Annotated in this window: 21 protein-coding genes; 11 read left to right on the top strand and 10 right to left on the bottom strand. The window is 68.9% G+C overall.

Annotated features, from left to right (window positions below; translation table 11 throughout):
• Positions 1–82 precede the first annotated feature (82 nt).
• From ACIOHG_RS27470 to ACIOHG_RS27455, 4 genes are all read left to right on the top strand, one after another.
• Complete coding sequence (locus tag ACIOHG_RS27470) at positions 83–331, top strand: hypothetical protein (RefSeq protein WP_400954354.1); 249 nt, start codon at positions 83–85, stop codon at positions 329–331.
• 2 nt (positions 332–333) lie between these two features.
• Positions 334–831 (top strand): hypothetical protein, encoded by a 498-nt coding sequence (locus ACIOHG_RS27465; RefSeq protein WP_400954353.1) that lies wholly within the window; start codon positions 334–336, stop codon positions 829–831.
• A gap of 224 nt (positions 832–1,055) precedes the next feature.
• Positions 1,056–1,274 carry an HNH endonuclease gene (locus ACIOHG_RS27460; protein ID WP_400954426.1) on the top strand — a complete coding sequence of 73 codons (219 nt, stop codon included), beginning with the start codon at positions 1,056–1,058 and terminating at the stop codon, positions 1,272–1,274.
• 1,473 nt (positions 1,275–2,747) lie between these two features.
• A complete protein-coding gene (locus tag ACIOHG_RS27455) occupies positions 2,748–3,242 on the top strand; it encodes a phage terminase small subunit P27 family (protein WP_400954352.1) in 495 nt (164 codons plus the stop codon).
• 77 nt (positions 3,243–3,319) lie between these two features.
• Here the strand turns inward: ACIOHG_RS27455 and ACIOHG_RS27450 are convergent, their stop codons facing one another.
• Together ACIOHG_RS27450 and ACIOHG_RS27445 are read right to left on the bottom strand one after the other, a co-directional pair.
• Positions 3,320–3,790, bottom strand: coding sequence for an NUDIX domain-containing protein (locus tag ACIOHG_RS27450; protein WP_400954351.1), 471 nt, complete (start codon positions 3,788–3,790; stop codon positions 3,320–3,322).
• Positions 3,791–3,794: 4 nt separating this feature from the next.
• Complete coding sequence (locus tag ACIOHG_RS27445) at positions 3,795–4,538, bottom strand: XRE family transcriptional regulator (protein WP_400954350.1); 744 nt, start codon at positions 4,536–4,538, stop codon at positions 3,795–3,797.
• 146 nt (positions 4,539–4,684) lie between these two features.
• On the opposite strand from ACIOHG_RS27445, the gene ACIOHG_RS27440 reads away from it, so the two are divergent.
• From ACIOHG_RS27440 to ACIOHG_RS27425, 4 genes are all read left to right on the top strand, one after another.
• On the top strand, positions 4,685–4,939 hold the full coding sequence (locus ACIOHG_RS27440; RefSeq protein ID WP_400954349.1) for a hypothetical protein: 255 nt from the start codon (positions 4,685–4,687) through the stop codon (positions 4,937–4,939).
• A 450-nt stretch (positions 4,940–5,389) separates the two neighbouring features.
• Positions 5,390–5,557 (top strand): hypothetical protein, encoded by a 168-nt coding sequence (locus tag ACIOHG_RS27435; protein WP_167344929.1) that lies wholly within the window; start codon positions 5,390–5,392, stop codon positions 5,555–5,557.
• Between the two features lie 3 nt (positions 5,558–5,560).
• Positions 5,561–6,733, top strand: coding sequence for a methyltransferase domain-containing protein (locus tag ACIOHG_RS27430; protein WP_400954348.1), 1,173 nt, complete (start codon positions 5,561–5,563; stop codon positions 6,731–6,733).
• A 101-nt stretch (positions 6,734–6,834) separates the two neighbouring features.
• Positions 6,835–8,655, top strand: coding sequence for an NHL domain-containing thioredoxin family protein (locus ACIOHG_RS27425; RefSeq protein ID WP_400954347.1), 1,821 nt, complete (start codon positions 6,835–6,837; stop codon positions 8,653–8,655).
• A gap of 43 nt (positions 8,656–8,698) precedes the next feature.
• Here ACIOHG_RS27425 and ACIOHG_RS27420 read toward each other — a convergent pair whose 3' ends face one another.
• Entirely contained in the window at positions 8,699–10,000 is a 1,302-nt protein-coding gene (locus tag ACIOHG_RS27420) for a M18 family aminopeptidase (protein WP_400954346.1), read from the bottom strand.
• 203 nt (positions 10,001–10,203) lie between these two features.
• The gene (locus ACIOHG_RS27415) at positions 10,204–12,033 is read right to left on the bottom strand and encodes an acyl-CoA dehydrogenase (protein WP_400954344.1); all 1,830 of its coding nucleotides are present in this window, start codon (positions 12,031–12,033) and stop codon (positions 10,204–10,206) included.
• 212 nt (positions 12,034–12,245) lie between these two features.
• Between ACIOHG_RS27415 and ACIOHG_RS27410 the strand changes: the two genes are divergently transcribed.
• A complete protein-coding gene (locus ACIOHG_RS27410; protein ID WP_400954343.1) occupies positions 12,246–12,734 on the top strand; it encodes an SseB family protein in 489 nt (162 codons plus the stop codon).
• 149 nt (positions 12,735–12,883) lie between these two features.
• On the top strand, positions 12,884–13,843 hold the full coding sequence (locus tag ACIOHG_RS27405) for a pirin family protein (protein WP_400954341.1): 960 nt from the start codon (positions 12,884–12,886) through the stop codon (positions 13,841–13,843).
• Positions 13,844–14,056: 213 nt separating this feature from the next.
• On the opposite strand, the gene ACIOHG_RS27400 is transcribed toward ACIOHG_RS27405, so the two are convergent.
• The gene (locus ACIOHG_RS27400) at positions 14,057–14,257 is read right to left on the bottom strand and encodes a hypothetical protein (protein WP_400954340.1); all 201 of its coding nucleotides are present in this window, start codon (positions 14,255–14,257) and stop codon (positions 14,057–14,059) included.
• Positions 14,258–14,652: 395 nt separating this feature from the next.
• Between ACIOHG_RS27400 and ACIOHG_RS27395 the strand changes: the two genes are divergently transcribed.
• Entirely contained in the window at positions 14,653–15,498 is an 846-nt protein-coding gene (locus ACIOHG_RS27395; RefSeq protein WP_400954338.1) for a PE-PGRS family protein, read from the top strand.
• Here ACIOHG_RS27395 and ACIOHG_RS27390 read toward each other — a convergent pair.
• The 5 genes from ACIOHG_RS27390 to ACIOHG_RS27370 all read right to left on the bottom strand — a co-directional run bounded on the left by ACIOHG_RS27390 (position 15,428) and on the right by ACIOHG_RS27370 (position 21,236).
• On the bottom strand, positions 15,428–17,089 hold the full coding sequence (locus ACIOHG_RS27390) for a PE-PGRS family protein (RefSeq protein WP_400954336.1): 1,662 nt from the start codon (positions 17,087–17,089) through the stop codon (positions 15,428–15,430). The two genes, ACIOHG_RS27395 and ACIOHG_RS27390, sit on opposite strands and share 71 nt — an antisense overlap.
• A gap of 143 nt (positions 17,090–17,232) precedes the next feature.
• Entirely contained in the window at positions 17,233–17,706 is a 474-nt protein-coding gene (locus ACIOHG_RS27385; protein ID WP_400954334.1) for an NUDIX domain-containing protein, read from the bottom strand.
• A gap of 151 nt (positions 17,707–17,857) precedes the next feature.
• A complete protein-coding gene (locus ACIOHG_RS27380; protein WP_400954333.1) occupies positions 17,858–18,808 on the bottom strand; it encodes a phosphotransferase in 951 nt (316 codons plus the stop codon).
• Positions 18,809–18,873: 65 nt separating this feature from the next.
• Positions 18,874–19,905: a polyprenyl synthetase family protein gene (locus tag ACIOHG_RS27375; RefSeq protein WP_400954331.1), complete on the bottom strand. Its 1,032-nt coding sequence runs from the start codon at positions 19,903–19,905 to the stop codon at positions 18,874–18,876.
• Positions 19,899–21,236 carry an ATP phosphoribosyltransferase regulatory subunit gene (locus ACIOHG_RS27370; RefSeq protein ID WP_400954329.1) on the bottom strand — a complete coding sequence of 446 codons (1,338 nt, stop codon included), beginning with the start codon at positions 21,234–21,236 and terminating at the stop codon, positions 19,899–19,901. The genes ACIOHG_RS27375 and ACIOHG_RS27370 overlap by 7 nt, the downstream gene beginning before the upstream one ends.
• Positions 21,237–21,274: the final 38 nt, after the last annotated feature.

Genomic DNA, 21,274 nt, shown 5'->3' with positions numbered 1-21,274 from the left:
GAGCAGGCGCCGTAAGCCGACCCCTCCCGGTTCCGGGCAGGGGCTTTTTCATGCCGCCGAGGCGGCCAACCAGAGGAACATCGTGATCACCCGCAGCAGTTTCAACTACTCGAACGAGGACCGCGAGACGAAGCGACTCCGTCTTCGCGCAGACGCTTTCCACTACAGCGCTGCCATGGAGCGGCTTGCCGAGATGAAGCGCGACCGCCCCGAGCAGTACGACCAGATGGGCGCTGTCGCTCACCTGTCGCTCGGCCACTACGAGGCCGCGAAGGCTGCCGCCGTGCAGCTCGGCCGCAACGTTTCCACCCCTACCGATCGTGAGGTCTGACCATGAGCAACGACGTTTCCCGAGCCGCTGACAAGCTCGCCAAGCTGCGCGCCCAGGCGGACCGCCTCGCGAGTCCGATGGCGGACGCCGAGGCCGCCCTAGTGGCCGCCGAGGAGGCTGAGCAGGCCCGTCGTGCCGAGAGGGCCGCCGAATACGACCGCACGTTCCTCACGACGTGGACGGCGCAGGCCGCTGAGAGGTCCGACCGAGCCAATGAACTGCACGCGGAGTTCATCGAGCTTCTGTCTGCCGAGCCGTGGTTTCAGGCGTACGTGGCGCACCGTGCCGAGCGGTACAAGCGCGAGAAGATCCTGACGGCCGCGCAGAACGCACAGGCCCACCTTGGCGAGGCGCGGACTGTCCCCGAGCAGCGTTGGTACGACCTGCGCATCATCGAGGACATCACCAGCGCTGTGGACAACGCCGCTGCGGCCCTCGGTGTGGCCTACGCCGAAGAGCTGGACGCCCAGCGAAACGCCTACATCGAAGCGGCGGACTGACATGGCTGTTGACGCGCTCGACCCCGGCCCGGACGGGACCTATCCGTATTTCCCTCGGGATGCGAAGGGGCGGCCCGTTTGGTCCGATTCCCCAACTGGTCTGCCGGTAGTCAACGGTGGTGCACCGATGCCCCGCGGAGTCCAGCCGATGCGCGACCCGATGAACTCTGGCCGGCTGCTGGCCGTGGACGTGACGCCGAGGCACAGAAACGGCGAACCGATCAATCCACCGGTCATTCCTCCGGCTCTGGAATGACCAAACAGGCTCAGCAGCGTGCGGGCTGTGCGGCGAGGGCTTCCCCGCCGAGCTGGTCGACGTGGACCACCGGACCCCGCTCGCCCTCGGCGGCGAGGACACCGACGACAACGTGTGGCCGCTGTGCCGCCCGTGTCGTCGGCTCAAGACGGGCAAGGACTTCGACGCTCAGACTTCCCCGTTCTGAATTTTGTCAAGCCGGTACCGATTGGCCGAGCCTGCGGGCCACGGGACGCTTTTCCCGCGGCCGGATATCTCCTCCCATATTCCATCCTTCTGCCAGCACTCCAGCGCATCGGACAACGATTCACAAGAGTTCGATCCCCACGGGTCCGGCAGAAAGACAACATGTGGACCCAATGTAACCATTACGGACTCAATTGATTCCGGCTCTTCGACTAGCATTATCTTTCGAGTGTCATCCGAAAACTGTGGCGCGAACGCGCTCAGGGTCGACAGGATAACCGCCTCGGGAGATCGAAGCTGAGCTCGTATCGGCCCTGTGGCTGGGCCGAATATGTAGTGCCATCCGAGCGAAATAAATGCAGCCAAATAAGCCGCCCGAACAAGCGAGAGATCCGCCCTTCTGATGTCGAGCTTCTGTCGGACATTGAATTCGAGAGACGACAGGTCGCCTCGCCGCACAGCTTCATCTAGCGCCGCCGTATGGGCATCCAGAACAGGGGGATTGTTCCGCGTCGGTCGGAGAACAAGCTTGCCTCCGTCGTGCGACGCCACCCCATGAATTGTCGACTCTCCGGCCTTAAAATCCATCTTAAAGGTGCGCCCGGGATTCCTTCCCGAATAAAGCTCCCGTAGTGCCTTGCGCGTAGCGGCCTGCGAATCGAACTCCGTTCCCGATGCATGATTGCAGTCGGAGCATGTGAGTAGAAGTTTCTGCCCACCTAGGCTCTTCGGGGGCACATCCTCTGCCGTAAGATGCGGGCGCGCGTTTGTATTTAGCGCTTCTCGCGGAAGGGCTCGGCAACACAGGGGACACATATAAAAGTCACCCGGTGGAAGAGTGTCTGCCAGGCCGGATTCCTCGATCATTTTTCGGAATAGTGGTGCGCCCTCATTGAACCATCGCTCACGTTTCTGGCGCTCGTCCATGATTAATTTTCTCTCGTACTGATGGAGGGCACCATGCCACGCAGACCCCGCCCACCCTGCTCGGTCCCCGGGTGCCCGGAGCTGACGGCCCGTGGTGGTCGCTGCCCACAGCACCAGCGCGAGGCAGAGCAGCAGCGAGGCAGTGCGGCAGAGCGCGGGTACGACGCTCGGCGTTGGGCTCGCATCCGTCGCGCCTACCTGTACGCACATCCGTGGTGCGTGCTGTGTGCTCGGTCGGCGACTGTCGCTGACCACTTCCCGGAGTCGCGCCGATCGCTGGTCGCTCGGGGTGTCGCCGATCCGGACACGTGGTCGCGGCTCCGTCCGCTGTGTACGCAGTGTCACAGCCGTGAGACCGCGCAGCATCAGCCCGGCGGTTGGGCCGCTGACCAGGCAAAGCCCGTAAAGGGCCTCTGACCTACGGTTTTACCCAGGGGGGTGTCTCCCTCCCTTCCTGGCCCTGACCGGCAGGGAGGGAAAAGACTCGCGCCGGAGCTGAGGCCATTTTTGGCAGTCCGGCGCGTCCGCCATAAAACGAAAGGAGATCATGGCTGACCGATACCGGCCCAAGCCGGCAGTAGCGCGGGCCCGAGAGGGAAACCCGTCCAAGTCCGAAATCAAAGAGGGTGTGATAGTCCCGCGCGCCATCCTCGCGGAACCTGATTGGCGAGACATTTTCAAAGACTCGCCGACCGCCCAGACGCAGGAGGCGAACATCCGGTGCAGGAAAGTCGCGTCCGCGGAGTGGCTGCGCATCGTTCCCATCCTCGAAGTTGCCGCAGGGCTCGGCGAAGTCGACCATACGACCGTCAAGGACCTGTGCGTCTGCGTTGCCAGGATCGACCAGGCCGAGCGGGACCTGTCCGAACGTGGGCTCATGGTCACCGCCGAGCGCGGCACCGTGAAAAATGGCGCTGCCACTATTGCCACTCAGTACCGGTCACAGCTCTCCCGTTACATCAGAGAGTTGGGGCTATCGCCCAGCGCACGAGTCGCTATCGCCCCGCCCGAATCCGAAGATGACTCCGACATCTGGGACTGATCCGCCCAAGCACCACAACGGCCCCACCCTGTCCGCCCTTTGTGGTGGCCGGGGTGGGGCCCTTTGTCGTCTGTTCCCTACCCCAGGTACGGAGTCGCCCGATGTTCAAGGAAATGCCGGAGCCGCAGTTGCTGCGTGTGATGCATGGGCAGTTCTCCGAGGTCGTCCGGCGCCACGAACTGTAGATCGGTCGACTCGTTGGAGATCCGGAGTTCTCCGCCGGTGATGCGCGCGGTGAAGCAGACGTTGAACTGTTGCCGTACCTCGCCGTCCGAGTAGGCGATCACGTGCCGAGGATCGGTGTACGTGCCGACGAGTCCCGTGATCTCCACGTCGAGGCCGGTCTCCTCACGCACCTCGCGGACGGCCGTTCCTGGGAGCGACTCGCCAAGATCCATCGTGCCGCCCGGCAGCGCGTACAGACCGTTGTCGGTGCGTCGTTGCAGCAGGATGCGCCCGTCGTCATCGGTCACCACTGCGGACGCTGCCACCACCAGCCGGTTCGGCTTGGGCGCGTTGGGGTCATCGTAGAACTCGGTGCGTGCCACGTGATCAGCTCTCCTCCACCGGTAGGGCGGTGTTCCACACTGCATCGAAGCTCGCAGCATAGGTGTCGAACAGCGTCCCTGCGCCGGTCCTCCGCAGGTGCCAGACCGGGGCTCCGAAAGCGTTGACTCCCCAGACGTGTGCGTTCACCAGCAGTTGGTCATCGGCCCGGTAGAGGCTGTTGTAGAGCGTGGTCCCGTGTGTTCGGATCTCGATGCCTGGTGTGCCGAGCAGCGGACGGTAGTGCAGGAGGGCGAGCCTGCACCGGGACTCGATGCCGTGCCCGAACCGCTCCTCCTCTCCTCGTTGCTTGACGTTCTCGCTGGCGGCGTCACCAAGGGCGATCCGGACCGCGCACCCCTCGGCGGCGCGCTCGCGAAGGAGTTCGTTCAGCCGGGGATACGCCTCGTGCAGGAACACGGCCGCGTAGACCAACACGTCGATCCGCTCAGTGGCCTTTCCAAGCAAGTCCACGAAGACGGAGACGGGAAGGTCGGCTCGCTGCTCGTACAGGGCGACCAGTTCGGGGCTTATCGCGCGTGCGGCGCGCGGCTGCCGCAGGCTCGGCCACAGTGCGAACATGTCTTCTCCGAGGGCTTCGGCAGCCAAACGGGCTGTGCCTAACCGGGGCGTGCGGTTCTGGTTGGCCCACCGCTCGACCGACTTGGTGTCCACGCCGGCTTTCTCAGCCAGGGCTGAGCACGTCCAACCTCCTGACGCCATAACGTCTTTCAGTCTCTCGTTCGGCATCCCGCTTGTCTCCCCGCACATCACGGACCTTTGTCAGGGACGTTCTACCCCACGAGGGACGTTCGGAAGTGTCCCTTGCACGAGGTTCCACCGTCCCGGGTAACTGCCAGATCTTGGTGGCAAGTCGGCGGAGAGGAGCGGGGGCAGTGGCACCGCGCAAGGCAACCCGGACGATCTACAAGCCCAAGATCGGTGAGGTCGTCAGGGACCGTGCCCACAAGGGCGCGGAAGGCACCTACATGGGCATCCAAGGCGGCATGGTCTACCTTCGCCCCAGAGGCGGCGGGCAGGAGTGGGAGACCTATCCGAGCGAGATCGAAGCCTTGCCGAACGGCCCGGAGCTGATCGCCGTCATGCGGCCGAGTACTCCGCGCTGCGCTTCGGAGCGGACCGAGCGGTGAGCACCCCACGTCTCGTCGTCCTGGGACGTGTCCTTCGTGCACTGGCGACGGAGCCCCGCCACACGATTGCGTGGATGTGGGGCGCCTACATCCAATTCGCTTGGCCTGTAACGATGTTCAGCCCCTATCGCAGGCATCTTGCCAGGCGAATGCAGCTCCGCCGAAAGCTCGACCAGCAGGCCCGGCGCATAAGGCCGACCACCCGCGGCAGCAATGCCTGACCCGTACGCCGTTCCCGTGTTCGGCCTCGGAGGCCCCTGGGCGGGTCAGCGGCGTGCGCGCGACGGCTTACCGGCCCCGGCGCCCTGGTGGGCGCAGAACCGGCCCTCTTGGGCCACCACAGACCCCCGTCCCGGCTGCCTGGGGAAGGATTCAGCCGGGACGGGTCAGCAAGGTGCACACCGGGTCGGAGGAACCCCCTCGACCCGAAGCAGCGACGGAGGGACACCCATGCCCGCGTGGATTCTGTACGCCGACGGCAAGCACGGCGGGGGCTCCGGCTCCGGCACCGGTGGCGGCCAGCAGGACGACTCCAGCAGCGGCAACAAGCACGGTGGTGGCGGGTCGGACGAGGGTGGCAACACCAGCGACGGCCAGGGCCCGGCTGGCGGTAAGTAGCCGGTGAGCGACAAGCACGAAGCGGAGGCCGGTCGAGCCCGGCTGGCCTCCGCGCTCATCGCGAACGGATCTCTCACCTCTGACTGGTTGGCGTCGTACAACGCCGTACCCCGGCACTGGTTCGTCCCTGACACGATCTGGCCGGGCCAGGCGGACGGCGTGCGCCAGGGCGAGGCTGTGAGCCGCCAAGCCGACCCGGCGGCCTGGTGGAGCGCCGTCTACTCCGATGTGCCACTCACGACGCAGTGGGACGACGGTACCCACACCGGCGACAGCCGGGGGACCATGCCCACGTCGTCCAACTCCATGCCCACCATGGTGTTCTCCATGCTCGACGCCCTCGACATGGCGGAGGACAACCGGGTGCTGGAGATCGGCACCGGGACCGGGTGGAATGCCGCTCTCCTGGCCCACCGGGTCGGCCCGGCGAACGTCGTCACCGTCGAGGTGGACGAGGGCAGCGCCACGGACGCCCAAGGCCGACTCGCGCGGGCTGGGTATTCCCCGACACTCGTGGTCGCCGACGGAGCCGAGGGCTACGCCAAGGCGGCTCCGTACGATCGGGTGATCGCCACGTGTTCGGTGGGCAGGGTGCCGTACGCGTGGGTGGAGCAGTCCCGACCCGGCGGGGTGATCGTCGCGCCGTGGGGGCCGGAGTACGGCGGGGAAGCCGTGGCCCGGCTCACGGTCGGCGACGACGGCACGGCCACCGGCCGGTTCATCGGGTCGTCCGCGTTCATGCGGCTCCGCCAGCAACGCACACCCCGGCCGGACAGCCTGACGTACCTCTCCGCCCCATGGCCGGCTGGTGGAGCCAGGTTCCGAAGCTCCCTGTCTCCGGACGATGTCGGCGGCTGGCTGGAGATGTTCTCCATCGGCGTGCAGGTACCTGGAGCGTTCCCGCTGACGGAGCGATACCCCGATGGGACCTACACGCTGTGGCTGCACGACACGGCCGTCACCTCGTGGGCTACCGCCGATTGGGAACCCGACCGGACCGACTACGAGGTGGTGCAGTCCGGCCCGCGGAATCTGTGGGACGAGGTCGAGGCGGCCTGGCGCTGGTGGGACGACCAGGGCCGCCCCGGGTTCGACCGGTTCGGACTCACGGTCACGGCGGACAGCCACGCGGTGTGGCTCGACAGCCCGGATAACCCGGTGCCGCGTCGTAGCTGACCAGACCGGTCCGGCTGCCCTACATCCCAACAGGGCAGCCGGGCCACGGCCAGTCCGGAGCACCCGGAATGCGGACACCGCTCGTGAGGTTTGATTGGGGCATGGCTTCTCGTGCACGTGTCCGCGCCCCCGAGCTGGTCGGCGCCGGTGGATGGCTCAACACAGGCGGCAAGGAACTCAAGCTTGCCGACCTGCGAGGTAAGTGTGTCGTACTAGACTTCTGGACCTTCTGCTGCATCAACTGTCTCCATGTCCTGGACGAGCTCCGGGAGTTGGAGGAGAAGCACCGGGACACGGTGGTGATCGTCGGGGTGCATTCGCCGAAGTTCGTCCATGAGGCGGATCACCAGGCGGTGGTGGACGCGGTGGCGAGGTACGAGGTGCACCACCCCGTGCTGGACGATCCCGAGCTGGTGACGTGGAAGCAGTACGCGGTGCGGGCCTGGCCGACGCTGGTGGTGATCGACCCGGAGGGGTACGTGGTCGCGCAGCACGCCGGTGAGGGGCACGCGCACGCGATCGAGCGGCTGGTGGAGGAGCTGGAGGCCGAGCACGCGGCGAAGGGGACGCTGCGGCGCGGCGACGGGCCGTACGTGCCGCCGGAGCCGGTGGCGGGCGACCTGCGCTTCCCGGGGAAGGCGGTGCGGCTGCCGGACGGGCACTACCTGGTCGCGGACTCGGGGCACCACTCGCTGGTGGAGCTGGCCGAGGACGGCGAGCGCGTGGTGCGGCGGATCGGCGACGGCGTGCGCGGGCTGGTGGACGGCGCCGAGCCGCGGTTCAGCGAACCGCAGGGGCTGGCGCTGGTGCCGGAGGGCCTCGACCTGGGCTACGACGTGGTGGTGGCGGACACCGTGAACCACGCGCTGCGCGGGGTGCGGCTGGCGGACGGCAGCGTGACCACGCTGGCGGGCACCGGGAAGCAGTGGTGGCAGGGGTCGCCGACGGCCGGCCCGGCCCGCGAGGTGGACCTGTCCTCGCCGTGGGACGTGGCGTTCTTCGACGGCGAGGTGTGGATCGCCATGGCGGGCGTGCACCAGCTGTGGGCGTTCGACCCGGTGGCGGGCACCGTCCGGGTCGCGGCCGGCACCACCAACGAGGGCCTGGTCGACGGCCCCGCCGCGGCGGCCTGGTTCGCCCAGCCGTCGGGGCTGGCGGTCTCGGCGGACGGCGAGCGGCTCTGGGTGGCGGATGCGGAGACCTCAGCGGTGCGTTGGGTCTCCCGCGGGACGCACGAGGTGCACACCGCCGTCGGCACCGGCCTGTTCGACTTCGGGCACCGGGACGGCGCGGCCGAACAGGCCCTGCTGCAGCACCCGTTGGGCGTCACGGTGCTGCCGGACGGCTCGGTGGCGATCAGCGACACCTACAACCACGCGCTGCGCCGCTTCGACCCGGCGACGGGCGTGGTCAGCACGCTGGCGACCGACCTGCGGGAGCCGTCCGGCGCGGTGGTGGCGGACGGCGACCTGGTGGTGGTGGAGTCGGCCCGGCACCGGCTGACCAGGCTGCGGCTGCCGGAGGAGGCGGTCCGGGTGGAGGCGGTGGCGCACCGCACGCAGCGGGCCGCGACCGAGGTCGCCCCGGGCGCGTTCCGCCTGGACGTGGTGTTCTCGGCGCCGTCCGGCCAGAAGCTGGACGAGCGCTACGGGCCGTCGACCCGGCTGCTGGTCTCGGCGACCCCGCCGGAGCTGCTGGTGTCGGGCGCGGGCGCGGACAGCGCGCTCTCCCGCGAGCTGGTGCTGTCGGACGCGGTGGCCGAGGGCGTGCTGCACGTCTCGGCGATGGCGGCGTCCTGCGACGACGACCCGGAGATCGAGTACCCGGCCTGCCACGTGCACCAGCAGGACTGGGGCGTGCCGGTGCGGCTGGTGGCGGGCGGTGCGAGCCGGCTGCCGCTGGTCCTGGCCGGAATGGACTGACCGGGCCTCAGGGTGCGGGCCCGCCCCGCACCCTGGCGGCGGGTCAGCCCTCCAGGAACGCCTTGATGGCACTGGCCAGGTAGTGCGGGTCCTCGGCGCCGCACAGCTCGCGGGCGGAGTGCATGGAGAGCGCCGCGATGCCGCAGTCGACGGTGGTGATGCCGAGCCGGGCCGCGGTGATCGGGCCGATCGTGGTGCCGCAGGGCATCGCGTTGTTGGAGACGAAGGTCTGCCACGGGACGCCGGCCTTCTCGCAGGCGGTGGTGAACACGGCCCGACCGACGGCGTCGGTGGCGTACCGGTTGTTGACGTTGACCTTGAGGATGGGGCCGCCGTTGGGCAGCGGGTGGTGGCCGGGCTCGTGCCGCTCGCTGTAGTTGGGGTGGACGGCGTGGCCCATGTCGGAGGACAGGCAGACGGTGCCGGCCAGGGCGCGGGCCCGGTCCTCGGGGCTGCCGCCGCGCGCGTAGCAGGAGCGCTCCAGGACGTTGCCGAGCAGCGGGCTCTGCGCGCCGGTGTCGGACTCGCTGCCGGTCTCCTCGTGGTCGAAGGCGGCGAGCACCGGGATGTACGGGAGTTCGCCGCCGGCCTCGGCGACGGCGGCGAGCGCGGCGGTGGCGGCGTGCACCGAGAGCTGGTTGTCCAGGCGGGGGCCGGCCAGCAGCTCGCGGTCCCGGCCGAGGTAGGCGGGCGGCTGGACGTCGTGGGTCATCAAGTCCCAGCCGACGACGTCGGCGGCGGCCAGGCCGGCCCGTTCGGCGACGTACTCCAGCAGGGCGCCCTCGGTGGTGTCGCCGAGGCCCCAGATCGGGGTCAGGTGGCGCTGCTTGTCGAGCTTGAGGCCCTCGTTGACCTGCCGGTCGAGGTGGATGGCGAGCTGCGGGACGCGCAGCAGCGGCTCGTCGAGCTGCACCAGGCGGGTGGAGCCGTCGCGCAGCGCGAGCCGGCCGGAGAGGCCGAGGTCGCGGTCGAGCCAGGTGTTGAGCGGGACGCCGCCGTAGATCTCCACCGCGACCTGCCGCCAGCCGGCCGCGCCGGTGTCGGGCAGCGGCTTGACCCGCAGGTTGGGCGAGTCGGTGTGGGTGCCGACCACCCGGTACGGGGTGGCCGGGCCGGCGCCCTCGGGCACGTACCAGGCGATCAGGGCGCCGCCGCGGACCAGGTAGCGGCCGCCGCTGCCGCCCTCCCAGGCGTCCGTCTCGCGGACCCGCCGGAAGCCCACCCGCTCCAGCCGCTCGGCCGCGCTCTCCACCGCGTGGTACGGGGAGGGGGAGGCCGCCAGGAAGGCGATGAGGTCGTCCGTGTGCTTCCGGTCGAAGTGGGCCGTACGGGCGGCGGTCGACATTTTGCTCCTGGGTTGAGGGCGGCCGGGCCTGGTGGGGTTGCAGGGCCCTCCCCTGAGCATATGCCCGTACACGGACAGGGCCGCGAGAACTCCGCAACGGTGACACAACAGTGAACGGGGCGCGACACAACGCCGCGGGGCCCGGTGCAGTACCGGGCCCCGCGGGGTGAGGGTGGGTCAGGCGGTCCTGTGGGGGCGCCGGATCAGAACGCCTCTTCGGCGAGCTCCATCAGCTCGTTGTCGATCGCCTCGGCGATCTGGCGCTGCGCGGTGGTGGTGGGCAGCACGGTGCGGGCGAAGTGCTTCGCCGCGGCGATCTTGCCCTGGTAGAAGGGGACGTCCTTCTCGGACGCGCCCGCCTCCAGCTTGGCCAGCGCGACGGCGGCCTGGCGCAGCAGCAGCCAGCCGACCACCACGTCGCCGGAGACCAGCAGCAGGCGGGTGGTGTTCTGGCCCACCTTGTACATGTTCTTGGCGTCCTGCTCGACGGCCGTCAGGTCGGCGATCAGCTTGCCGACGATGGCCTCCAGGTCGCCGGCGGCGGTGGCCAGCAGGTCGCGCTCGGCGGCCAGCGCGGCGCCGCCCTCGCCGGTGGCGAGGAACTTGCCGATCTGCTCGTTGACGGCGGTGAGCGCCTGGCCGCCGTCCTTGACGATCTTCCGGAAGAAGAAGTCCTGGCCCTGGATGGCGGTGGTGCCCTCGTACAGGGTGTCGATCTTGGCGTCCCGGATGTACTGCTCGATCGGGTACTCCTGCAGGTAGCCGGAGCCGCCGAAGGTCTGCAGCGACTGGGCGAGCTGCTCGTAGGACTTCTCCGAGCCGTAGCCCTTGACGATCGGCAGCAGCAGGTCGTTCAGGCGCTCGGCGGCGGCGTCGTGCTCGCCGCGCAGGCGGGCGGCCAGCATGTCGTCCTGCACCGAGGCAGTGTAGAGGACCAGGGCGCGCATGCCCTCGGCGTACGCCTTCTGCGTGAGCAGCGAGCGGCGCACGTCGGGGTGGTGGGTGATGGTGACGCGCGGCGCGGTCTTGTCCATGAACTGCGCGAGGTCGGCGCCCTGCACGCGCTCCTTGGCGTACTCCAGCGCGTTCAGGTAGCCGGTGGAGAGGGTGGCGATGGCCTTCGTGCCGACCATCATCCGGGCGAACTCGATGATCTTGAACATCTGGCGGATGCCGTCGACGGTCTCGCCGAGCAGCCAGCCCTTGGCGGGGTGCTTGGCGCCGAAGGTCATCTCGCAGGTGTTGGAGGCCTTGAGGCCCATCTTGTGCTCGACGTTGGTGGCGTAGACGCCGTTGCGCTCGCCGAGCTCGCCGGTCTCCCAGTCGAAGTCGAACTTCGGGACGATGTAGAGGCCGAGGCCCTTGGTGCCCGGCTTGCCGCCCTCGGGGCGGGCCAGCACCAGGTGGATGATGTTCTCGGACATGTCGTGCTCGCCCGAGGTGATGAAGCGCTTGACGCCCTCGATGTGCCAGGAGCCGTCCTCCTGCTTGATCGCCTTGGTGCGGCCGGCGCCCACGTCGGAGCCCGCATCGGGCTCGGTCAGCACCATGGTGGCGCCCCAGAGGCCCTCGACCATGCGCTGGGCGACCTTCTGCTGCTCCTCGGTGCCCTCGTCGAAGACGACGCCGGCGAAGGCCGGGCCGGAGGAGTACATCCAGATCGCCGGGTTGGAGCCGAGCACCTGCTCCGCGTACGCCCAGACCAGGGAGTTCGGGGTGACCTGGCCGCCGATGCCCTCCGGGATGCCCAGGCGCCACCACTCGGCGTCCATGAAGGTCTGGTAGCTCTTCTTGAAGGTCTCCGGGATCGGAGCGGTATTGGTCTCCGGGTCGAAGACCGGCGGGTTGCGGTCGGCGTCCACGAAGGAGGCGGCCAGGTCGTTCTCGGCCAGCCGGGAGATCTCGCTGAGGATGTTCTTCGCGGTGTCGACGTCCATGTCGGCGAACGGACCGGTGCCGTACACCTGGTCGCGGCCGAACACCTCGAAGAGGTTGAACTCCACGTCCCGCAGGTTGGACTTGTAGTGACCCATGACCGTTTCTCCGGTTCGTCTGCTCCACGGGCGGCCGTTTCCGACGCACCGCTTACCCACCAGTAGGCCCCATGATGCTACCCGTTGGTAACTTGTTCAAGCCCTCCGACATGACAAGGGTATGAACGTGGTCACGTCCCACAACGGGGCCCGCTCCCGGATTGTGCGGATCTCCCGTCCCCGACCGGGGCCGCGCCCGATAGCCTTGTCCCGTGTACGGCTACGAGCAGAGCGCCTACCAGGACCCCTACCAGCAGCAGTCGCAGCAGGGGGCGCCCGGCATGCCCGGCCCCGGGTACGGCGACCCGCAGGCCGCCCAGCAGTCGCTCTACCCCGAGCCCTCGCCGCCCTCGCTGGCCGACGCGGTGCGCGCCTTCACCACCGGGGCGATGCCGGTGGAGGACTTCCAGGCCATCTTCATCACCTCCAAGGTGTACTGCCCGCGCGGCGACCGCCCCGGCTTCCTCGCGCTGCACAACACCCCCACCCCGGTGATCCCGATGTTCAGCTCGCTCAAGGAGCTGAAGCGCTACGCGGGCAAGGAGTCCAAGCACTTCTCGGTCACCGGCGCCGAGATCCTCGACCTGCTGCCCACCGGGTACGGCTTCGCCCTGGACATGGAGGGCGAGCACCGGATGGTGTTCGACGCCCGCGCGGTCGAGCAGATGGTGGACTTCACCATGCGCCGGATGTACGGCTGACCCCTCCCCCACCCCTTCTCCCCCGCCCCTTCGCGGGCGGCTTCCCCGGGCGGGAATGCACCCATGTAGTTCAACGTTCAACCTTGCGAGTTGTTGAGCATTGAACTACTGTGGTGGACGTAGGCCACAGACCCCCGAAGGAGGCCGACATGCCCGCCGTGACCGTCGAGAACCCGCTCACCCTCCCGCGCGTGACCACCCCCGACCCCGCGCACAGCACGGCCCGGCCGGTCCTGACCGTGGCCACCGCCCCCGAGGGCTACGAGGGCGAGGGCTTCCCCGTCCGCCGCGCCTTCGCCAAGATCAACCAGAAGTTCCTCGACCCGTTCATCATGATGGACCAGATGGGCGAGGTGGACTATGCGGCCGGCGAGCCGAAGGGAACCCCCTGGCACCCGCACCGCGGCTTCGAGACCGTCACCTACATCATCGACGGCACCTTCATCCACCGGGACTCGCACGGCGGCGGCGGCACCATCACCGACGGCGACACCCAGTGGATGACGGCGGGCTCCGGCCTGCTGCACATCGAGACCCCGCCGGAGTCGCTGGTGCAGTCCGGCGGCCTGTTCCACGGTCTCCAGCTCTGGGTCAACCTGCCCGCCTCGGACAAGATGATCACCCCGAAGTACCAGGACATCCGCGGCGGCAGCGTCAAGCTGCTCACCTCCGCCGACGGCGGCGCGCTGATCCGGGTCATCGCCGGCGGGATCGACGGCCACCAGGGCCCCGGCGCCACCCACACCCCCATCACCATGACGCACGTCTCGCTCACCCCCGGCGCCCAGCTCACCCTGCCCTGGCGCCCCGACTTCAACGCCCTCGCCTACGGCCTGGCCGGCAGCGGCTCGGCCGGCGAGGAGCGCCGCCCGTTCCGGATGGGCCAGGCCGTGGTCTTCGGCGACGGCGACAGCCTGACGATCCGCGCCGACGACAAGCAGGACTCCCGCTCCGCCACCTTCGAGTTCGTCCTGCTCGGCGGCCTCCCGATCCGCGAGCCCGTCGCCCACTACGGCCCGTTCGTGATGAACAGCCACCGCGAACTCCAGCAGGCCATGGAGGACTTCCAGGCCGGCCGCCTCGGCACCATCCCCGCCGACGCCAACTGAACCGTACCGTCACACCGGGCGAGGCCCTGGGCGCACTCTGCGGCCAGGGCCTCGCCATGCATGCAACGAGAACCTTGAGCCCGGTCCCAGGGCGAGATCTCCTGCCCGGAGGGCCAAAGCCCCGACCACGCCTGACGACAGCAGGGCATGAAGGCCAAGTCACCCAGTTTCGCGCTGGCATCTGAGCGCTTCGGGCAGCTGGCCACTGTCCAGTCATCGGCTGATCACTCGCGATCCAATACAGGCATCACTCCCCCACTCATGACTGGTGTTGTTCAGATCCGTGACGCCGTCAACAAGCAGGCTGAAAAGTGGCGAGCCGAAGAGGCAGCAGATCCAGAGCTTCTGCGGCGGCGGAACGCTGGCCGCGAAAAGGCGCTTGAGATGATGGGATCGTTCAAGAAACCAGATCATCAGATCATGCGCTGGCGCGTACGTCTCTACTGCTCTACTGCGGCCACATCGTGGAGACGAAGCGGCGCTGCTCCATGTCCAATCCCAAAGTGCACGGATCATCGTCCATGCGTGGCCTACGAGCCACTCGGGCTTGTAGCAGAACCACCGAATGTCAGTAATCCCCCCGCTCAAGCCCCCAGGAGCAGTCGCCTCACCCGCGCCCAGCTTGAACAACGTATCGCGGCCTTGGAAGCCGAGAATGCGCGACTCAAGACCGAGCGGAGTTCGTGAGGCCAGCCGCACGGAACCATCATCCGCTGCGCGTCATCACAACGGTCCAAGCTCCGTTTCTGACCGGTAACGGTCCTCGGAATCAGTAGTGCGGCAGGGCGCCGATTTGGCTCAATGAGTACGTGGAGATCAACGAGAACTGGGCCCATCGTGCCCAGCCCAAGCTGCTCGGCGGCGCTGTCCGCCGCGTGCAGATCGTCCGAGTGGGAGACCCGCGCCGGTCCGCCCAGGTGCACGTCCGGTTCCTCGATGGGGAAGAAGCCGGGCTGCAGGAGTGGGTAGCACGTGCCTCACTGGTCGCCCGGTGGGCCGACGTGGAGGTCTTCCGTGCTGACAATGCTGCGGAACTGAGGCTGACCGAGGCGTCCCGGCAGATGCGCAAGAGCCCCGAGTTCGAGGCGGCCCGGACGGTCCTGGGGTTCGTCCGCCCGAAGAGCCAGGTCCGGCTGCGTAAGGGTGCGGCTGACGGCGGCGTGTTGGAGCTGACCGATCTCGATGCCACAGCGCGTCGTCTGGACCTCGATCCAGCCGAGCTGCGCGCCGATCCGATGGTCCACGAGACCCGATCCGGACTGTGCCTGGCGGGCTGGCCGGTCGTCGAGCGGATCGCCCGGCGGGCTGCGGAGGTGCTGGCCGAGGAGATCCTGCCGGAGGTCGATCGTCGGCAGGAGGCCGTGGACCGCGAGCGGGCCCTTCCGTCATGGCACTCCTGGGAGCGCCGCCGGGACGACGGGAAGCTGAAGGCCGAGGACGATGCCCTCCGCACCGTTCGCGAATGGTGCGGCCGGGAGCGGGTGGACCGCTATGACGAGCTGCTTGCCCTTCGCGAAGAGGTGGAACGGCTGAACGTCCTGATCGAGCGGGCCGTGAAGGCGTTGCGCGAGCGAGGGCACGGCGTCATTGCCTCCACCATTGAGCGCGACCTCGGCGTGCGTATCTCCAGCCTTGGTCCCGAGGTGAGGCGCTGAGGTCGTGCCAGGGGGCTGCCTCACGGGGTGGTTGGGCGGGCTCGACCGGCGGTGTCTCCTTGACGGGCCGGTGCGGGCTCCAGCCGTCGAGGAAGGGGCGCAGGGCCTCGTCAGTGGGTTCGGTCTCGAAGTCCTCGATGCCGAGCCCGCGGCCGGGCGACGTCGGGTCGATCCTGTCGGCTTCTTTCGCACCCCACTCGGCCCACTGGCGCAGGCGCCCGGCCTCCGCGACGGACGTGGCGCGGGACACGGATTCCTCCAGCTCCGCGCAGAACCGGCGGATCTCAGCCGCAGCACGCCACCGGTCCAGGGCAGCGCCGAAGGTCTCCGCCCGCGCAGCCTCGGCGGCGTGGATCTTGGCGGCGGCGACGGCTTTCTCCCACTGCCGCTGCTTGCGCTCCTTCTCCTCGGCCTCCAGTCGTCGCCGCTCGATCTCCGCCCGTTCCCGTTCCTCCCGAAGGCGTCGTTGCTCGGCTTCGTACGCCAGGCGGCGCTTCTCCTGGTCCTCGGCGTGCGCCTTGAGTGCCCGGAAGGCACTGCCGATCTGTTCCTCCAACGGGCGGTCGGGTTTGTCGCCGTACTCCTTCTTCCAGGCGCCGGCGCGGTTGTAGCCGTAGGGATGGGGTTCGACCAGGTAGAGGTCGAGTTCTCCGGACGGCTCGGTTCGGTAGGCGGGTGTGACCCGCTGCCAGTCGTACGTCTTGCGCCGCCCCTTGGGGACAGGCACGTACTTGACCTGCTGCTGCCGCTCCTTGAAGCCGATCTCCCAGGTCCGACCGTGGACGTTGAGCATCGGCCTGGCCTGACGTCGCTTCTTCGAGATCGCGACGTCCCCGTGCTTGGCCAGGGCTTCCTCGGCGATCAGACGGACGATCGACAGCACTCGCGGGAGCACCTCCTCGGAGATCTCGAAAGCGCTGTGGTCGGCTCTGATCGCCGCGATCACGTCGTCGACGTCGGTGATGACCCTGCTGCGCTGGAGGCGGATCCGGTTCCACTCGGTCTCGTCGAGCCCGTTCGTCCGGAGCAGGCCGAGGAAGAAGTCGCCCTTCTCCCGCCCGCTGTACTTCAGCTGGTAGCCGTCGGGCGCGTACTCCCGGGCAGCGTCGAAGGCCCGCCGCAGCCGCGCACGTTCCTCCGGCAGCGGATCCGAGATACGCAGGAAGCGCCCCGCCTGCTGGACCTGCTCGATCAACGCCGGCCCAGTCACCGAGCGAGGAGGCGGCAGCGGACGGGTAGGACGGGTAGGTGCCGCTGACTTCGGACTTGCGGCCCCTTCGCCCGGCTGAGCGTCCTGCCGAACGATCTTCGTAGCCGACTTCTGAACGGGGCCTCGCTCAGCAGGTCGACCGTCCTTCTTGGCCGGCTGATCCGGGTGATGGCCATGTTCCAGATAGAACCGTCCGACGTCGGTGATCTCTGCTCGCCACCTCTTGTCAGCAGCCTTCGGCATGAGGATGAGCCCGCGGCCTTTGAGTGCCCGTGCCGTGACGGCCAGCGTGGGTTCGTCCGAGGTGACGGGGTTGACGCCCTCACCGATCCGGGCCAGGAGAGCGAGCTGACGCTCGTTGAGAGGAGTCCAGCGGTGCATACCGTCGTGGTATCCCCTCGCTCCCGTCCAGCACAAGCCGATTGATCAAACCCGCTTGAGTCGAGTGCCCGAAGCCGGGTGCCCCAGGTTCGTCCGGATGCTGGTGAGCCTGTTTCCCAGGCGCCACTTGTACCAGCCACGGTCTACAAGTGGGTCGCTCCATGCTCCAGGTAGACGGTTTCGGGCTTCGTCCTGGCGGTGCAAGCGGCCTGGACGCGGCGGGCGAGTCGCGGGATGAGGACTTCGTCGAGCCGGTCGACGGCGTGGAAGGCATACTCGCCGATCTCCACGCCGTCCAGGTTGATCCGGGCTCGTTCCTCGATGGGGAGGACGCCCCCGTCGAAGACGAAGAGAAGCTTGTCGCCCTCGGTCGGGTGGGGCGCCCAGTCCACGACGAGGAGGCGGGCGACGGGCGGGGTGATGCCGAGCTCCTCCTCGACCTCTCGGGCCGCGCCCTCGCTCGGGGTCTCACCAGGGTGGAGGTAACCTCCCGGGATCTCCCAGCCCGGTTTGTACGTGGGCTTCACCAGGAGCACGCGGTCAGCTTCGTCGAAGAAGAGAACGCCGGCGGCGGTGAGGGGCTGGGCTACGGCCTCGTGGGGCTGGGAGTTGTTCACAGCGTGACCGTAGTTGCTCCTCCTGGCCATCTGGCGGCGCGAGTTACAGCGCGGTTGCCGGCAACGGCGGGGCTCTCTGTCTGGTGGATGGGAGGAGACCCGAAAGGCTCGGTGGCCTCGGGCCGAAGCCCGCGGCCACCGCTGCGTAACCTCAGTGCCAGCCGGTGCGGAACTCGATCCAGGTCCGGCCGACGGCCGCCATGGCGGCCTGGTAGCCGCGCAGGTAGGGCACTCCGGGTGGGGCGGGGAGGCGGGAGCTGCGTTCCCAGTAGCCGGCCTGGGCAGCGGCGAAGGAGGTGATCGCGTCCGGTGGGGCGGCGGTCCAGGAGGTGACGTCCGCGATGAGGGCTTCGGCCTGGGCGGGGGTGTGGCCGGCGCGGATCAGTTGGGGGACAAGGAAGGCGGGGTCGATCCAGGCGGCGCCCTGGTGGAGGTAGGCCCAGTCGATGGCGAGGGCGTTGCCGTCGTGCATGAGCATGTTGTCGGCGCGCAGGTCCACGTGGAGGAGGCAGTCTCCGGCGGATTCGGTGAGCCAGTCGCGCTCGACGGCGGCGAGTTGGTCGAGGTGGCGCGCGGACCACGGGTCGAGCTCGGCCTGTTGGTCGGCGAGTGCCTGCCAGCCGTGGAAGCCCCCTTCGAGGACGGCGGCGACGGTCGGGGCGCCGGGGATCGGGGAGGGGCTGACCGTCTTGGGGAGTTGGTCGAGCAATCGGATGACCGCGGGGAGGTCGGCCGAGCCGGGGCTGAGGTCGGGGTGGCCGCCGTCGATGTCCTCGAAGGCCATCAGCAGCCACCCGCCCGCCTCCCAGGAGTCGAGCATCCGCGGTACGGGGACCTGGTGGCTCAAGCTGCGGTTGATCGTCGCTTCGTCGGCGTACATCCCGTGGACGGGGTGGTCGGTGGCGACGCCCTTGAGGAACACCGCCCGGCCGTCGGCGAGGGTGGCGCGGACTGCGAGGCCGGGGCTGAATCCGCCGGTCTGGGCCTGGGAGTCGGTGACGGGCGAGCCGAGGACCGCTTGTGCGGACTCCCGTACGGGGACGGGGAGTTCATCCCAGGAGGGCCTCACGGACGTGCGCGAGGAGAGATCGTTTGTGGGCACGGTACCTTCCTGATTCGGTCGGTCGACTGAGCGTAGAGCGGCGGGAGGTGCGGGCTCCACCGAGTTCACTCTTCGGTGGTCCAGCTGGCGAGGTTGTCGGTGACGCGGGCGGCCAGGAGGTCCATCAGGTACTCGGTGGCCGGCCCGCCGAGGGGAAGGGTCGGTATGGCAGCCCTCGTGCGGTCGGCCAGGGCCTCGGCACGGCGGCCGGTCGCGTGGAGCGCGCCGCTGGAGACGAACGCCTCCCTGATCGCCGGGATGTCGTCGGCGGTGGCCGTCTGCCCGGAGAGCGCGGCTTCGAGTGGATGGCCGGACGGGATCCGGGAGGAGAGTTCCGAGAGCAGGACGGTTCGGCGCAGGTGCAGCAGTTCGCCGGGGGTGTCCTTGCCGGAGCCGGTGGTCTGGCCCGCGATGTCGTCGATGATCTGTGAGGCGACACCGATGTCCAGCAGCACCGGCCGAACGGCGTCCGCGAGGGCGCTGCTCTCGCCGGCCAGGACGATGCCGATCTCGAACGGCAGCACGTAGCAGTACTCGGCGGCCTTGTCGGCGTAGACCTTCAGCAGGGTCTCGGTCCGGATCTCTCGCAACGGTCGGCGCTGAAGGGCGAGTTCGGTGAGCTGACCGTGCTGGACGCGTCGAAGCGCACGGAGGACGCGCGTCTGCAGCCGGTGGCGGGCCTCTGCGGGGATCGAGGCCCCTGCGATGAGATCTCCGACCAGGCCGAGGAGCAGGTCGCCGAAGAAGATCGCTGCCTCGTTGCCCAGGACCGCGGGCAGGGTGGGCTGCCCGAACTTCTCGCGGTCGCCGTCCACGACGTCGTCGTGGATCGCGAGGAAGTCCCGGACGACCTGGGCGACGAAGCAGGCCGGGCCGACCTCGTCGTACAACTCGGCTCCGAGGCCGCCGCGTCGGGCTCCGTAGCCGACGAGGGTGAGGAGAGGCCGGTTCAGGTTCCGGTCTGCCAGCGTGTAGGCGCGGTAGGCGGTGGCCAGGTCCGGCAGGTCCGCAAGGTGGCGGCTGGTCCACCGCTCCACCGCCTCGCCGTAGCCGGCAGTGAGGAGCGGCGCGAGCTGTCGGCGGAGGTCGGTCAGCACCAGTCCACCCCGGTGATGCGGCGGGCGGCGGCGTACTGGGCAATGGCGTCCTGGTCGTTCTCGCCGACCCAGATGTCCACGCGTCGCAGCTGCCGGTCGGCCGCGCGGCGGGCCCGGAGGTACCCGGCGACGGTGGCCGCGTCGTCGCGGGGGACCAGCAGCGTATCGGCGCTGGAGTCGTCGAAGCGGTGCTGGACGGAGTGGACGGCCGGACGGTCGAAGACGCCGATGTCGGCGAGCATCGTGAGGAGGCGCTCGATGCCGAACGCGAAGCCGGTGGAGGGGATCGCGGTGAGGGAGGCGGACGTCATGAAGTGGCCGATGAGCTTGTCGTACCGGCCGCCGCCGGCGATCTCGGCGTACAGCCGTCCGTCGGGGAGCTGCACGTCGACCTCGAACGAGACGCCGGTGTAGTACTCGTGGGAGCGGACCACGCCGAGGTCGATGACGGTGTGGATGCCGTCGTCGATGAGGCTGGTCCGCATGGTTTCCAAGGCGTCCAGGTCGTCGGCGTGGGCCGGGCCGAGGATTCGCCGGGCGTGGTCGTCGGCGGTGCCGGTGGCGTGGCCGGCGAGCAGGTCCCACACCGCACGCTGGCTATCCGTCAGGTGGAGGTGGTCGAGGATGTCGGAGAGGGTCTTGCGGAGGTCGCCCGCGCGTTCCGGGTGCTTGCCCGCGCGGCACTCGGCGAGGGCGTCCAAGTGTTCCTTGATCGCGATGGCGGTCTCGTGGGGGATGCGGCTGTCGGCGACCGCCCGGGTGAAGATCGAGACATCGTTGATGCGGGCCCGGATCGTGTCCCTGGGCACTCCGAGCGCGGCGAGGGCGTCGTAGATGAAGGTGATGATCTCGGCGTCGGCGGCGGGGTTGGCCGCGCCGAGGATCTCAACGCCGAACTGCGAGAACTCGCGGAGCTTGGTGCCGGTGAGCGTGTCGAGCGGCTCGTTGCGGTGGCAGGGGAGGTCGTAGCAGACCTTCACGGGCAGGGCGCCGGCCTCGACCTCGCGCAGGCGGCCGGCGATCCAGCGGGCCACCGAGACGGTGCCCTCGGGGATCAGGAGGGCCGTGGTCACGCCGGTCGTCTCGGTGTAGCCCTTGGTGTAACCGGGGACCGGGACGGTGAAGACGCCCCGCGGGTTCCACTCGGGCCAGGGCGAGCGGCCGACGACCTGCTCGGAGAAGCTCTCGGCGCGCTCCAATACGGGGACGGCCAGCCGCTCGAAGCCGCGGGAGTAGGCAGTCTCGAGCAGCGCGGCGGCGGCGAAGTCCCGGCGGCGGAGTTCGGCACCGAAGCGGTCGCGGGTGCCGGGCAGGGGTTTGGTCGTGGTCACAGCGGTTCCTCCTGGACATCGGTTCTGGTCTGAGGCGG

Source organism: Kitasatospora sp. NPDC088134 (genome assembly GCF_044741705.1).
Taxonomy (GTDB): Bacteria; Actinomycetota; Actinomycetes; order Streptomycetales; family Streptomycetaceae; genus Kitasatospora.
Note: the sequence above shows the minus strand (reverse complement) of the source record. Positions and strands in the feature narration are given on the sequence as shown.

What these genes read in the sequence shown, in the direction of transcription:
- ACIOHG_RS27415 (WP_400954344.1), bottom strand. Translation starts at nt 12,033, where the DNA reads ATGGGTCACTACAAGTCCAACCTGCGGGACGTGGAGTTCAACCTCTTC.
- ACIOHG_RS27435 (WP_167344929.1), top strand. Translation starts at nt 5,390, where the DNA reads ATGCCCGCGTGGATTCTGTACGCCGACGGCAAGCACGGCGGGGGCTCC.
- ACIOHG_RS27420 (WP_400954346.1), bottom strand. Translation starts at nt 10,000, where the DNA reads ATGTCGACCGCCGCCCGTACGGCCCACTTCGACCGGAAGCACACGGAC.
- ACIOHG_RS27455 (WP_400954352.1), top strand. Translation starts at nt 2,748, where the DNA reads ATGGCTGACCGATACCGGCCCAAGCCGGCAGTAGCGCGGGCCCGAGAG.
- ACIOHG_RS27400 (WP_400954340.1), bottom strand. Translation starts at nt 14,257, where the DNA reads ATGATCTGGTTTCTTGAACGATCCCATCATCTCAAGCGCCTTTTCGCG.
- ACIOHG_RS27390 (WP_400954336.1), bottom strand. Translation starts at nt 17,089, where the DNA reads ATGCACCGCTGGACTCCTCTCAACGAGCGTCAGCTCGCTCTCCTGGCC.
- ACIOHG_RS27465 (WP_400954353.1), top strand. Translation starts at nt 334, where the DNA reads ATGAGCAACGACGTTTCCCGAGCCGCTGACAAGCTCGCCAAGCTGCGC.
- ACIOHG_RS27405 (WP_400954341.1), top strand. Translation starts at nt 12,884, where the DNA reads ATGCCCGCCGTGACCGTCGAGAACCCGCTCACCCTCCCGCGCGTGACC.
- ACIOHG_RS27425 (WP_400954347.1), top strand. Translation starts at nt 6,835, where the DNA reads ATGGCTTCTCGTGCACGTGTCCGCGCCCCCGAGCTGGTCGGCGCCGGT.
- ACIOHG_RS27445 (WP_400954350.1), bottom strand. Translation starts at nt 4,538, where the DNA reads ATGCCGAACGAGAGACTGAAAGACGTTATGGCGTCAGGAGGTTGGACG.